The organism is Bradyrhizobium sp. CCBAU 11434, assembly GCF_028128895.1.
GTDB classification, from domain to species: domain Bacteria; phylum Pseudomonadota; class Alphaproteobacteria; order Rhizobiales; family Xanthobacteraceae; genus Bradyrhizobium; species Bradyrhizobium zhengyangense.
The window spans coordinates 197,616-210,531 of sequence record NZ_LBJX01000100.1 but is presented as its reverse complement, the minus strand read 5'-3'; the positions used below and the strand labels follow the sequence as shown (position 1 = coordinate 210,531).

Below are 12,916 nucleotides of genomic sequence, written 5' to 3'. Positions count from 1 at the left end.
AGCGCATCTATGTTCGCGTCAAGCGTCAGCGCTTATTCCAATCGATGATCCGGCTTGCATCACCATCGAATTCGTTGCTGCAGAACGCGCCGCCCTGGAAGTGGTCGCCGATCGGGTCGGGCTTCAGCTTGGCCTGCTCGGCCATGGCATGAGCCACGTGATCCTCGGAGCGGCCGATGGGACGATAGCCGAATTCGTAGGCGCGATGATTGTCCCACCAGGCCCGCTCGTTCAGCGACACGCCATAGAAGATTTCGAAATGGATGTCGGGATGTTCGAGGCCGATCCGGCAGAGCTGCACGAGATCTTCCGGCATCAGCCACATCGCAATGCGACGGTGGTCGAGCGGCTTCTCGTCGCAATTGCCGATGCGGATGCAGGTGACCTTCAGCCCGTGTTTGTCCGCATAGAGCGCGCCGACCGCTTCGCCGAACACCTTGCTGACGCCGTAGCGTCCGTCGGGGCGCACGGTGACGTCGGTGTCGATTCTGCGGTGGCGCGGATAGAAGCCGACGGTGTGGTTGGACGAGGCGAACACCACGCGCTTGACGCCCTTGCGATAGGCGGCCTCGAACAGATTGTAGCCTCCGATGATGTTGGCCTGGAGAATGTCGTTCCAGGGACCTTCGACCGAATAGCCGCCGAAATGGATGATGCCGTCGACGCCTTCGCAGATCGCCTCGCATTGCGCGAGGTCCGAAAGGTCCGCCGCCTTGAACTGCTCGTTGGGTTCCAAATCCTTGGGCGGGCGAATGTCGCTGAGCAGAAGGTCCGGATAGATCGGCGGCAGCAATTTGCGCAGGCGCGTACCGATCCCGCCCGAAGCTCCCGTCATCAAAATACGCGGCATGTTGTCCCTCGCCGTTGGTGACCGATTTGCCGTCACGTGTCTCTAATGATAGCAGGATTGTCCAGAGGGAACGAAACGAGAGAACCGACATGAATGAGGCATCGTCCCACAATCAGGAGCGGTCAGGCTGGCGGCCGGCGAGCTACTATCCCGATCCAGCCATTCATGCGCTCGATCCCCGCTTCGAAAAATACTGGTTGAAACTTTCGGCCGTGGAACGGCTGGCGACTGGCCTGCGCTGGGCCGAGGGACCGGTCTGGTTCGGCGACGGGCGCTATCTGCTCTGCAGCGACATTCCGAACCAGCGCATCATCAAATGGGAGGAGGAGACCGGTGCGGTCTCAAACTTCCGAAAACCCTCGAATTTCGCCAACGGCAACACCAGGGATCGCCAGGGCCGGCTGGTTACTTGTGAGCACGGCGGCCGTCGCGTCACCCGCACTGAGCATGACGGCGAGATCACCGTGCTGATGGATCAATTCAACGGCAAGCGGTTGAACTCGCCGAACGATGTCGTTGTTAAATCGGACGGCTCGATCTGGTTCACTGATCCGATCTTCGGCATCCTCGGCAATTACGAGGGCTACAAGTCCGAGCCCGAGATCGACATGAACGTCTACAGGCTCGACCCGGAGACCCGCAAAGCCACCGTCGTCGCCGAGGGTGTGCTCGGGCCGAACGGGCTCGCCTTCTCGCCGGACGAGAAAATTCTCTACCTCATCGAATCCCGCGGCGTGCCGACCCGCAAAATTCTCGCCTATGACGTCTCGCCTTCCGGTGACAAGCTTTCGAACAAGCGCGTCTTCGTCGATGCCGGCCCCGGCACGCCGGACGGTTTCCGCGTCGACATCGACGGTAATCTCTGGTGCGGCTGGGGCATGGGCGATCCCGAGCTCGACGGCGTCGTGGTGTTCGCACCCGACGGCGTCATGATCGGCCGCATCGCCCTGCCCGAGCGCTGCGCCAATCTCTGCTTCGGCGGCGTCAAGCGCAACCGCCTGTTCATGGCGGCCAGCCAGTCGATCTACGCGCTGTATGTGAACACGCAGGGCGCGGTGGGGGGATAAATTCTCCGCAAGCGACGGTGCCGTAGGGTGGGCAAAGCAAAGCGTGCCCACGCGCCTTCCGCGATCGAGAGAAATCGTGGGCACGTCGCTGCGCTCCTTTGCCCACCCTACGACACCTCGCTTTGTCGAGGCGCTTCACAAAAAAAAACGCCGGAGCGGTTGCCCGCTCCGGCGCTTTGTTCGTTCAGGCGCTGCCGCTTACGCGGCGTTGAAGCCAGCAACCGCCTTCACTTCGAGGAAATCCTCGAGGCCATACTTGCCCCATTCGCGGCCGTTGCCGGACTGCTTGTAGCCGCCGAACGGCGCGGTGCGGTCGTTGGGCACGCCCTGCAGATTGACGTTGCCGGCGCGGATCTGGCGGCCGACGCGCTTGGCGTCCTCGACCGAAGCGCCGGAGACATAGCCGGCGAGGCCATAGGGCGTATCGTTGGCGATCTGCACCGCCTCAGACTCGTCCTTGGCGCCGATGATAGTCAGCACCGGCCCGAAGATCTCTTCGCGCGCAATCGTCATGTCGGGCGTGACGTCCGCGAAGATGGTCGGGCGGACATAGAAGCCCTTGTTGACGCCTTCGGGCAGGCCCGGGCCGCCGGCGACGAGCGTTGCGCCCTCGTCGATGCCCTTCTTGATCAGGCCCTGGATCTTGTCCCACTGGCCGCGGTTGACCACGGGGCCGATCGTGGTGCCATCGGCGCGCGGATCGCCCGCCTTGGTCTTGTCGGCGACGGCCTTCGCGATCGCGGCGACTTCCTTCATCTTCGAGGCCGGCACGATCATGCGCGAGGGCGCGTTGCAGGATTGGCCGGAGTTGTTGAACATGTGCATCACGCCGCCGGTCACCGCCTTGGTGAGGTCGGCGCCTTCGAGGATGACGTTCGGCGACTTGCCGCCGAGCTCCTGGCTGACGCGCTTCACGGTGGGAGCAGCGCGCTTGGCCACGTCGATGCCGGCGCGGGTCGAGCCGGTGAAGGAGATCATGTCGATGTCGGGGTGCTCGCTCATGGCGGCGCCGACCTCGGGGCCGAGGCCGTTGACGAGATTGAACACGCCCTTCGGCACGCCGGCTTCATGGAGGATTTCCGCAAAGATCAAAGCCGAGGTCGGCGTGAACTCCGACGGCTTCAGGATCATGGTGCAGCCGGCGGCAAGCGCAGGCGCGACCTTGCAGGCGATCTGGTTGAGCGGCCAGTTCCAGGGCGTAATCATGCCGACCACACCGATCGGCTCGCGCAGCACCATGGCGGTGCCGACGGGCTCCTCGAAATGATAGTTCTTGAGCACGTCGAGCGTGGTCATGAGATGGCCGAGACCGGCGCCGGCCTGCAGCTTCTCCGCCATCGGCAGCGGGGCGCCCATCTCATCGGAGACGGCGGCGCCGATCTCCTTGATGCGGGTCTTGTAGACCTCGATCACCTTGGTAAGCAGCGCGACGCGCTCCTCACGGCTGGTCTGGGAGAACGTTGCAAAGGCGCGCTTGGCGGCGGCAACGGCCTTGTCGACGTCAGCCTTGGAGCCCAGCGCAACCTCGTACATCGCCTCTTCCGTCGCGGGATTGACGACCGGAGTGGACTTCTTGACGGCGGGATCGACCCAGGCGCCGTCGATGTAGAATTGCATGCGATTGACCATCGTTAACCTCTTCTTGGGGGCTTAGGGGGCGTTTCGGCAGGCATCCTTGCACGAAAGCGCCGGCAATTGAACCCGCCATATGCGGGGCCAGCGTTGCGGCGGACGGAGGTTATATGAGCCGATGGCGGGAACGAGGCAAGGTGGCAGTCAATGTCGTCCTGGCGAAAGCCAGGACCCATTACCACCGAACCGTGTTGGTTTGCTCAGGCGTCTACCGCCTGTCGCCTACAACGGCTGCCGCGGCTGTATGGGTCCTGGCTTTCGCCAGGACGACGGCAAAGGCCTACACCGCCATCTTCCGATGCAGCACCGGTGCGCCGGTGGTGAGGCTTTCGGCCGCATCGATGATGGCGTTGGCATCGATGCCATAGTGGCGATACAGATCGGCAATGGTGCCGGTCTGGCCGAACTGCTCGACGCCGAGCGCCTCGACGCGATGGCCGCGGACGCTGCCGAGCCAGCCGAGCGCGGATGGGTGGCCGTCGATCACGGTCACGATGCCGCAGTCGCGTGGCAGCGGCGCCAGTAATTGTTCGATATGGCTGAGATGCTGCACGCCGCGCCGGTCGCGCCGCAATTTCCGCGCGGCGGTCCAACCGGCATGCAGGCGATCGGCCGAGGTGATCGCGAGCAGGCCGATGTCGCGCCTGTCTTCACCGATGAAGCCGGTGGCCTCGATCGCCTCCGGCGCGACTGCGCCGGTATAGGCGATCACGAGTTCGGCATTGGGGCCCGGCTTGCGCAGCCAATAGGCGCCATCGGTGATGCCTTGCTGCAGTTCGCCCGTCATGATGCGCTGCGCCTGCTCGATGCTGCGTGTCGACAGGCGCAGATACACCGCGCCACCCTCGCCCGGATCGCGCTGCATGTGCTGGAAGCCCCAGCCCATGATGACCGCGAGCTCGTCGACGAAGGCTGGCTCGAACGAGGCGAGCCCATCCTGCGCCATGCCGATCAGGGGCGTTGCGATCGACTGGTGCGCGCCGCCCTCCGGTGCCAGCGTGATGCCTGACGGCGTCGCCGCCACCATGAAGCGCGCGTCCTGGTAGCAGGCATAGTTCAGCGCATCGAGGCCGCGCTCGATGAAGGGATCGTAGAGCGTGCCGACCGGCAACAGCCGCGCGCCGTTGATCTGGTGCGACAGGCCGAGCGCGGAAAGCATGATGAACAGGTTCATCTCGGCGATGCCGAGCTCGAGGTGCTGGCCCTTGGGCGAGGCATCCCAATTGTAGGTGGACGGAATTTTCTCGCTGCGGAATAAGTCGGCCTTCGCGGCATTGGCGAACAGGCCGCGCCGGTTCACCCACGGGCCAAGATTGGTCGAGACGGTGACGTCGGGCGAGGTCGTGACGATGCGTTTTGCCAGCTCGCTGTCGCCGCGCGCGATCTCATTCAGCACGAGACCAAAACCCTGCTGGGTCGACATTTGCGGCGACGGCCTGAAGGCGAGCTGGGTGGGCACCTCGACGACGGGCGCGGTCAGCCGGCGGCCGTCCTGGTTGAACGGCACGCGTGCGAGGAAGGCGTCGAGCTCGGCGGCGCTCTGCGTGAGGCCCTCGTACTTGTCCCATTCATGGCCGGGGCGGATGTTCAGGCTCTCGCGATATTTCTCCATCTGCGCGACCGTCATCAGACCGGCATGGTTGTCCTTGTGGCCCTGGAACGGCAGGCCGACGCCCTTGATGGTGTAGGCGATGAAGCAGACCGGGCGATCATGGTCGATGGACTCGAACGCCTCCAGCATGCTTGCCATGTCGTGGCCGCCGAGATTCGACATCAGCGCCAGCAGCTCCTCGTCGCTGCGTTTGTCGATCAGTTCAGTGATCGGGCCCTGGTCGCCGATCTCATCGTGCAGATGCTTGCGGAAGGCCGCACCGCCCTGGAAGCACAGCGCGGCGTAGAGCGCGTTCGGGCAATTGTCGATCCACTTCTTCAGCGCCTCGCCGCCCGCTTCCGCAAACGCCTCGCGCATCAGGCGGCCGTATTTGACGATGACGACGTCCCAGCCGAAATTGCGGAACATGGTCTCGAACTTTTCCCACAGACCTTCGCGCACGACGGCATCGAGCGACTGCCTGTTGTAGTCGACCACCCACCAGGTGTTGCGCAGGCCGTGCTTCCAGCCCTCGGCAAGCGCTTCGAAGATGTTGCCCTCGTCCATCTCGGCATCGCCGACCAGCGCGATCATCCGCCCTTCGCGGCGATCCTTCATCCAGCCATGCGCCTTGACGTAATCCTGCACCAGCGAGGCGAACAGCGTCTGCGCAACGCCGAGGCCGACCGAGCCGGTGGAGAAGTCGACGTCGTCGACGTCCTTGGTCCGCGACGGATAGGACTGTGCGCCCTTGAAGCCGCGGAAATTCTCCAGCTTCTCGCGGCTCTGCCGGCCGAACAGATATTGGATGGCGTGGAACACCGGGCTCGCATGCGGCTTCACCGCGACGCGGTCCTCCGGGCGCAGCACGTGAAAGTACAGCGCCGACATGATGGTTGCGAGCGAGGCGGAAGAAGCCTGATGACCGCCGACCTTGAGGCCGTCCGCGTTCGAGCGGATGTGATTGGCGTGGTGGATGGTCCAAGACGACAGCCACAGCGCCTTGCGGGCCAGTGCAGTCAGGGTTTCAAGACGCGCGGAATCGACGGGCATGGCGATGCTCCGAAAAATAAGGCGGATCATACGCCTGCCGGCGACGCCAGATTTCTCAATTTTTCGCGGCATATCCGCAGATATTGGGATATCATACCAATAACCGACCCAAAAATCCAGGTTTTATTCCAATGCCCGAGCTCGACGTCATCGACCGCAAGATCCTCTTCTATCTCCAGAATGACAGCCGCCTGACCATGCAGGAGCTCGCCGACAAGGTCGGTCTCTCGGTCTCGCCCTGCCATCGCCGGGTCAAGCTGCTGGAGGAGCGCGGCGTGATCTCGCGCTATATCGCGACCGTGGACCAGAAGGCGCTGGGGCTGCATGTCAGCGTGTTCATCTCGATCAAGCTGGCGCGGCAGAAGGAGGAGGACCTCAATCGCTTTGCCCGCGCCATCTCGAAATGGGACGAGGTGCTGGAGTGCTATCTCATGACCGGCAACCGCGACTATCTGTTGCGCGTCGTCGCCGCCGACCTCGCCTCCTACGAGACGTTCCTCAAGACCAAACTGACCCGGCTCGACGGCATCGCCTCGATCGAGTCGAGCTTTGCGCTCAGCCAGGTCAAATATTCGATCGCGCTGCCGGTGTAGGCCCTCACCGCCACGGCTGCACGATGATCTTGGTGTGCGCCTCGGGATTGGCGAGATCAGCGAACGCTTTTGCAACGCCGTCGATGCCGACTTCAGCGGTCACCATTGCCGCGGCGTCCACCTGCCCTTCCGCGATCAGGCGCAGCGATGCCGCAAACTCCTCCGGCGTGTAGCCGAGCACGTACTGGACGTTGAGCTCCTTCATGATGCCGAGCATAGGCTCGTTTCTGTCGCTCTCCATGCAGACGCCGACCACGACGATCTTGGCATCGCGCGGGGCGCCCTCGAACACCTGCTGCAGCAGGCCGGGCACGCCGACACATTCGAAGATGATCGCGGGCTTCAGCGCCGGCAGCATGGCCTGGAACGGCGGTCGCGCCGCCTTCTCGGCCTCCGACATCTGCGCGTGCTCGGCCCAGGTCGCATAAGGCTGCGACACCTTGGGGTCGACGACGATGTCGGCACCGAGCTTTGCGGCAAGCGCCCGTCGCGCCGGCGAATAGTCGGCGGCGACGATCGGGTGCAGGCCCTTGATCCTCAGCGCTGCGATCACGGCAAGCCCGACCGGGCCGCAACCGATCACCAGCGGCACCTCGCCGCCGCTTATGCTGGCTTTTTCGACCGCGTGAACGCCGACCGCGAGCGGCTCGGTCAATGCGGCGTGTTCCGGCGCAAGTCCGTTCGGCACTTCCAGCAGCAGCGGCTCGCTGAGCAGCATGTGCTCCGCATAGCCGCCGACAAGCTCGTTGGAATAGCCGATGCCCTTGATGCCCTCAGGCGTCAGCAGCGCAGGTAGCGAGCACACATGCGTGCCCGGCTTGAGCTTGCGCGTTGTGCCGGGGCCGTAGTCGACGATCTCGCAGCAGAACTCGTGGCCGAACACGACATCGCGCGACAGGTCCATCGGCGTGCGCCCGGTCTTCTTTGCCATCTCGACCATTCGCGGCGCGTGCTGGCGCGCGTGCAGGTCGGAACCGCAGATGCCGCAGGCGAGTGTCTTGACCAGCACCTGGCCGGGGCCGGGTTTCGGCTCCGCCATCTGACCGACGACAATCTCACCGTTCCTGAAAATCGCTGCGCGCATCCGGCTCCTCCTGCTTCATCGGAGCCGTTGATAGCACGTATCAGCGCACGCGAACTTGCGTCAGGGGTTCGGAGACCGTGCTGCCTGCACCAAAACCTGGGCGCGGCGGACACGCTCGCGGTGAGCGATGTAGAGCCCGCTGGCGACGATGAAGGCCGCTCCCGTGACGGTCCAGACATCAGGCAGCTCGCCGAAGACGAAGAAGCCCAGAATGCTGACCCACAGCAATTGCGTGTAGGAGAACGGCGCCAGCACCGAGGCGTCGCCGTAGCGATAGGCGAGCACGATGATCCACTGCCCGACGGTGGAGGCCAGGCCGATCACGATCCCGAGCCCGATGCCTGTCCAGGTCGGTGTGACCCAGACGAACGGCACCATCACGGTGAGGATCGCAACGCCCGTGAGCGCGGAATAGGCCATCGTGGTGAGAACGGCCTCGCGCCCGCTCATCATGCGCGTCATGATCAGCGCCGCGGCCCAGCAGAATGCCGAGATGATCGGGAAGAACGCCGCGGCGTGGAACGCGGCCGAGCCCGGACGAATGATGATCATCACGCCAATCAGGCCGACCCCGGTCGCGATCCAGCGGCGCATGCCGACCTTCTCGCTGAGGAAGATGATCGAGAGCGCGGTGACGAACAGCGGCGAGACGAAGCCGGTGGCCGAGGCTTCCGCGATGGGAAGGAAGCGCAAGCCGGTGATGAAGAAGAGCGAAGAGCCGAGCAGCGCCGTGCCGCGCATGATCTGCAGGCCCAGCCGCTCGGTCCGCATCGCATGCAGCGGCGAGCCCGGCAGCATCACCGGCAGGAACATAAGCGCGAAGGTGACGAAGCGAATCCAGGTGATCTCGATCGACGGCAGGCTCGATGACAAATATTTCGAGGTGACGTCAGAGCAGCCGAGGAAGATCGTCGACAGCAGCACCAGCGCGATACCTTTGAAGGGATGGTCGACGCGCGCAGGCGCACGGCGAGCCTCCTGCTTCTTCTCCGGCAAGGGCATGGGAATACTGTCGAGCCTTGCGGCTGCGGCGGGCGGCGGTGTCACTGGTAGACCTGGGAAAAATGCGAATCGAGACCGCCCATAAAAAACGCCAAATGCGCCGCGTTCACAACTTCCGAAAACAGGATGCCGATATGCGCTGACGTCCACGCGTGTCAACGTCCCGTTAATATTGCGCGTTTGTGCGCTACAGCATGGGTAGGCCGCGCGGCTTCGGGCCGCGCGGAAACGCCGCATCCAGTGCCGAAATCTCCTCTTTCGTCAGCACGAGATCGCCCGCCGCCGCATTTTCGCCGGCATGTTCCGCGGACGACGCCTTCGGGATCGCGAACACCGTAGTCGCACGGGTGAGGAAGCTCAGCGCGACCTGACGCGGTGTCGCACGACGCGCCTCCGCAATGCGCGCCAACATCGCGCCGCCTACGCTGCGCGCATCCGGAAAGTCATCGTGTCCGAACGGCGAATAAGCGACGACGGCAACGCCGTGCCGCTCGCACCACGGAATCACCGCGTGCTCGATCGCGCGTTCCTTCAGATGATAGAGCACCTGATTGCAGGCGATCTTGCCTTCGCCGGCAACGTCGAGAATCTCGTCGAGATCGTCAGCGTCGAAATTGGAGACGCCCCAGGATTTGATCTTGCCTGATGTCACCAACTCCTCGAATGCGGCGACGGTGTCTTCAAGATCATACGAGCCGCGCCAGTGCAGGAGATAGCAATCGAGGCTGTCCGTCTTCAGCCGCTTCAGCGAGCGCTCACAGGCCGTGATGGTGCCGCGACGCGAGGCGTTGCTCGGCAGCACCTTGGAGACCAGGAACACCTCATCGCGACGACCCGCGATCGCGTCGGCAATGACGAGCTCGGCATCGCCATACATCTCGGCGGTGTCGATATGGGTCATGCCGAGATCGAGCCCGCGCTGAAGCGCCGCGATCGCGCGCTTGCGGTCGCCATGGTCGAGATACCAGGTGCCCTGCCCGATCACGGAGACGCTGGCGCCTGACTTGCCGAAGGGTTTTGTGTTCATATTCGCTCCGACGCCGGTCTTTGGCTGAGACAAACTGCCGTCACGCTCAAGAGTTCAATCCTCTGATGTTTCGATCAGACGCGGCGGCGTTTCCAGGTACATCATGGTTTATGTGGATGCTGAGGGCAGCACGCCGAACCATAAGGCACAATCGCGGGCGCGTCGATTGGGGGTGGCAAGTTTGGGCTGGGGAGACGGCACCTGCGCGCTGCTCTCGTGTCCCGGACGCGCTGCAACGCGTCAGCGTTGCTGCGCAGAGCCGGGGCACGAGACCGTCTAGAAGACCACCGTCCGGTACTTTAGCTCGCCGCACCCGCGACCTTCGCCTGCTTCGCCGGCGCCAATTCCGTCGTCGCAATCAGGCGCTTCAGTTCGGGGATGCAGGAGCCGCAATTGGTGCCGGCCTTGAGTTTTGCGCCAATCTCGGCGGCTGTCCGCGCTCCGCTCGCGATCGTGTCGCAGATGGTGCCGCGGCCGACGCCGAAGCAGGCGCAGACAACAGGGCCGGTCGAGGCGGCGCCTTCGCTGGACTTGCCGGACAGCAGCATGCGGCGCTGGTCGTCGGTGACACGATCGGCCGCGAACACGTTTTTCACCACGTCCCAGTCGCCGGCATCATGCGCGGGGCCGACGAACAGGCAGGTCTCGATACGATCGCCCGAGAACGAAGCCGCGCGGAAAACGCCGCCGCCGAAATCGCGATACTCGGCCACGTCCTCGCCGGCGGCACTCTCGAGCCAGGCCGGCCAGCGCGACAGGTCCGCGTTGTCGGCAAAGAGATAGCCGAAGCCGCCGCTGACCGTGACGCGCGTCCACAGCAGGTTTGGCGGCAGATCGAGCTGCTTTCGCGACAGCGCAAAACCGCGGAAGACGAATTCATACGGCGCGATCGCAGCTGGCGTCGCCTTCGATTCCGGCTGGCCCGAGAACGGATCGGTGAAGGATTGCACCAGCGCACCGACACGCCCCTGTGAGGCGTTCATCGCGCTCCAATGGATCGGTACGAACAACGTACCGCGCTGTTGGCATTCGCTGACGACGACCTTCAGGATGCACTGGCCGTAATCGGTGGTGATGCGGGCATAGCCGTCATGAGCGATACCGTATTTGCCGGCGTCGTCAGGATGGATCTCGACGAAGGGCTCGGGTAGATGCGCGCCCAGCCGCTGGCTGAGTCCCGTGCGCGTCATGGTGTGCCACTGGTCGCGGATGCGCCCGGTGTTGAGCCTCAGGGGACGCGACGGGCCGGTCTCGCCGCGCAGCGCCGGCACCTCGGGCGCAACGAAGCGGCCCTTGCCGTCATTGGTGAAGAAGCCACCTTGCGCGAAGAAGCGCTCTCCCGGTTCTCCGCCTTCTCGCGCCGGCCACTGCACCGGCTTCAAGGCGTCGAAATCCTCGTCGGACATCGACGTCATCGCGCCGATATCGAAATCGCGGCTGCCATTGTTCTCGAAGGCCGAGAGCGCGGCATGCTCGCGGAAAATCTCGGCGGCGGATTTGTAATCGAAGCTGTCGCCGAAGCCGAGACGCTTGGCGGTCTCGCTGAGAATCCACCAATCGGGCCGCGCCTCCCCGGGCGCCGGCAGGAACGAGCGCTGGCGCGAGATGCGGCGCTCGGAATTGGTCACCGTGCCCGACTTCTCGCCCCACGCCAGCGCCGGCAACAGCACATGCGGGCCGGCTTCGACCGTATCGTTGCTGAGCACGTTCTCGGACACGACGAACAGCTCGAGCTTCTTCAGCGCCTCGCGCACGATGTCCGCGTCGGGCAGCGACACCGCGGGATTGGTGCCCATCACCCACAGCGCCTTGACCTCGCCGCGGTTGATCGCCTCGAACAGCTGCACTGCCTTCAGCCCTTCATGGGTGGCGATACGCGGCGCCTTCCAGAACCGCCTGACGCGGTCGATGTCGGGCGGCGTGAAGCCCATGTGCGCGGCGAGCATATTGGCGAGGCCGCCGACCTCGCGGCCGCCCATCGCATTGGGCTGGCCGGTGAGCGAGAACGGCGACGCGCCCGGCTTGCCGATGCGGCCCGTGGCGAGATGGCAGTTCAGGATCGCGTTGACCTTGTCGGTGCCCTGCGCCGACTGGTTGACGCCCTGCGAGTACAGCGTCACGACGCGGGTCGTGTCGCGGAACATCCTGAAGAAGGTGGCGACGTCCTGCTCGGAAAGCCCCGTCGCCAGCGCGGTCGCGGTGATGCTGCCGGCGATGTTGCGCGCACGCGCCAGCACGTCGTCGAAGCCCGAGGTGTTGTTCGCGATATAATTCCGATCGAGCGCGCCATTGTCGGCGAGATGGACGAACAGGCCGGAGAACAACGCGGTGTCGGTACCGGGCTTGAGGCCGAGGAACAGGTCGACGTCGCTTGCGGTGTCGGTGCGGCGCGGATCGATCACGATCATCCGCGCGCCGCGCTCGGCGCGGTTCTTCAGCATGCGCTGGAACAGCACCGGATGACACCAGGCGGCGTTCGAGCCGACAAACACGAGGAGATCGGCCTGGTCGAGATCCTCATAGCAGCCCGGCACGGTGTCGGCGCCGAAGGCGCGGCGATGGCCGGCGACCGAGGACGACATGCACAGCCGCGAATTGGTATCGACATTGGCGGTGCCGACAAAGCCTTTCATCAGCTTGTTGGCGACGTAATAATCCTCGGTGAGGAGCTGGCCCGACAGATAGAACGCGACCGCGTCGGCGCCGTCGCGCGCGACGATATGCTTCATGCGATGCGCGACATGGTCGAGCGCATCGCTCCAGGCCACGCGTTCGAGCACGCCTTTGCAGCGGATCATCGGATAGAGAAGCCGGCCCTCCAGCCCGATGGTCTCGCCGAGCGCGGAGCCCTTCGAGCACAGCCGGCCGAAATTGGCGGGATGGTCAGGATCGCCCGCGATCGCAGCGCCACCCGCGCCATCCGGCGTTGCAAGCACGCCGCAGCCGACGCCGCAATAGGGACAGGTCGTCTTGGTGGTACGAAGCGAGGGATCGATCGCCGTCATATCAAGCCGCCT

The 12,916-nt window shown here is 64.3% G+C and carries 9 protein-coding genes; 2 read left to right on the top strand and 7 right to left on the bottom strand.

Annotated features, from left to right (window positions below; all coding sequences use genetic code 11):
* Window positions 1-25: 25 nt before the first annotated feature.
* On the bottom strand, window positions 26-850 hold the full coding sequence (locus XI06_RS33400) for an NAD-dependent epimerase/dehydratase family protein (protein ID WP_237863633.1): 825 nt from the start codon (window positions 848-850) through the stop codon (window positions 26-28).
* Window positions 851-939: 89 nt separating this feature from the next.
* On the opposite strand from XI06_RS33400, the gene XI06_RS33395 reads away from it, so the two are divergent.
* Window positions 940-1,917 (top strand): SMP-30/gluconolactonase/LRE family protein, encoded by a 978-nt coding sequence (locus tag XI06_RS33395; RefSeq protein ID WP_237863632.1) that lies wholly within the window; start codon window positions 940-942, stop codon window positions 1,915-1,917.
* Window positions 1,918-2,115: 198 nt separating this feature from the next.
* Here the strand turns inward: XI06_RS33395 and XI06_RS33390 are convergent, their stop codons facing one another.
* Both XI06_RS33390 and XI06_RS33385 read right to left on the bottom strand, forming a co-directional pair.
* Window positions 2,116-3,546 carry an aldehyde dehydrogenase family protein gene (locus XI06_RS33390; RefSeq protein WP_237863631.1) on the bottom strand — a complete coding sequence of 477 codons (1,431 nt, stop codon included), beginning with the start codon at window positions 3,544-3,546 and terminating at the stop codon, window positions 2,116-2,118.
* 283 nt (window positions 3,547-3,829) lie between these two features.
* Window positions 3,830-6,193: a transketolase gene (locus XI06_RS33385; RefSeq protein WP_271607297.1), complete on the bottom strand. Its 2,364-nt coding sequence runs from the start codon at window positions 6,191-6,193 to the stop codon at window positions 3,830-3,832.
* Window positions 6,194-6,324: 131 nt separating this feature from the next.
* On the opposite strand from XI06_RS33385, the gene XI06_RS33380 reads away from it, so the two are divergent.
* Window positions 6,325-6,786, top strand: a complete 462-nt coding sequence (locus XI06_RS33380; RefSeq protein WP_237863629.1) for an Lrp/AsnC family transcriptional regulator — start codon at window positions 6,325-6,327, stop codon at window positions 6,784-6,786.
* Between the two features lie 4 nt (window positions 6,787-6,790).
* Here XI06_RS33380 and XI06_RS33375 read toward each other — a convergent pair whose 3' ends face one another.
* The 4 genes from XI06_RS33375 to XI06_RS33360 form a co-directional block, all read right to left on the bottom strand.
* Window positions 6,791-7,870, bottom strand: a complete 1,080-nt coding sequence (locus XI06_RS33375; RefSeq protein ID WP_237863628.1) for a zinc-binding dehydrogenase — start codon at window positions 7,868-7,870, stop codon at window positions 6,791-6,793.
* A gap of 60 nt (window positions 7,871-7,930) precedes the next feature.
* The gene (locus XI06_RS33370; RefSeq protein ID WP_237870712.1) at window positions 7,931-8,872 is read right to left on the bottom strand and encodes a DMT family transporter; all 942 of its coding nucleotides are present in this window, start codon (window positions 8,870-8,872) and stop codon (window positions 7,931-7,933) included.
* 187 nt (window positions 8,873-9,059) lie between these two features.
* A complete protein-coding gene (locus XI06_RS33365) occupies window positions 9,060-9,899 on the bottom strand; it encodes an aldo/keto reductase (RefSeq protein ID WP_237889563.1) in 840 nt (279 codons plus the stop codon).
* 299 nt (window positions 9,900-10,198) lie between these two features.
* Window positions 10,199-12,904, bottom strand: a complete 2,706-nt coding sequence (locus tag XI06_RS33360; protein ID WP_237889561.1) for a nitrate reductase — start codon at window positions 12,902-12,904, stop codon at window positions 10,199-10,201.
* Window positions 12,905-12,916 lie beyond the last annotated feature (12 nt).

Coding starts and splice junctions, on each gene's coding strand:
- XI06_RS33395 (WP_237863632.1), top strand. CDS start 940: ATGAATGAGGCATCGTCCCACAATCAGGAGCGGTCAGGCTGGCGGCCG.
- XI06_RS33360 (WP_237889561.1), bottom strand. CDS start 12,904: ATGACGGCGATCGATCCCTCGCTTCGTACCACCAAGACGACCTGTCCC.
- XI06_RS33400 (WP_237863633.1), bottom strand. CDS start 850: ATGCCGCGTATTTTGATGACGGGAGCTTCGGGCGGGATCGGTACGCGC.
- XI06_RS33365 (WP_237889563.1), bottom strand. CDS start 9,899: ATGAACACAAAACCCTTCGGCAAGTCAGGCGCCAGCGTCTCCGTGATC.
- XI06_RS33375 (WP_237863628.1), bottom strand. CDS start 7,870: ATGCGCGCAGCGATTTTCAGGAACGGTGAGATTGTCGTCGGTCAGATG.
- XI06_RS33370 (WP_237870712.1), bottom strand. CDS start 8,872: ATGCCCTTGCCGGAGAAGAAGCAGGAGGCTCGCCGTGCGCCTGCGCGC.
- XI06_RS33385 (WP_271607297.1), bottom strand. CDS start 6,193: ATGCCCGTCGATTCCGCGCGTCTTGAAACCCTGACTGCACTGGCCCGC.
- XI06_RS33390 (WP_237863631.1), bottom strand. CDS start 3,546: ATGGTCAATCGCATGCAATTCTACATCGACGGCGCCTGGGTCGATCCC.
- XI06_RS33380 (WP_237863629.1), top strand. CDS start 6,325: ATGCCCGAGCTCGACGTCATCGACCGCAAGATCCTCTTCTATCTCCAG.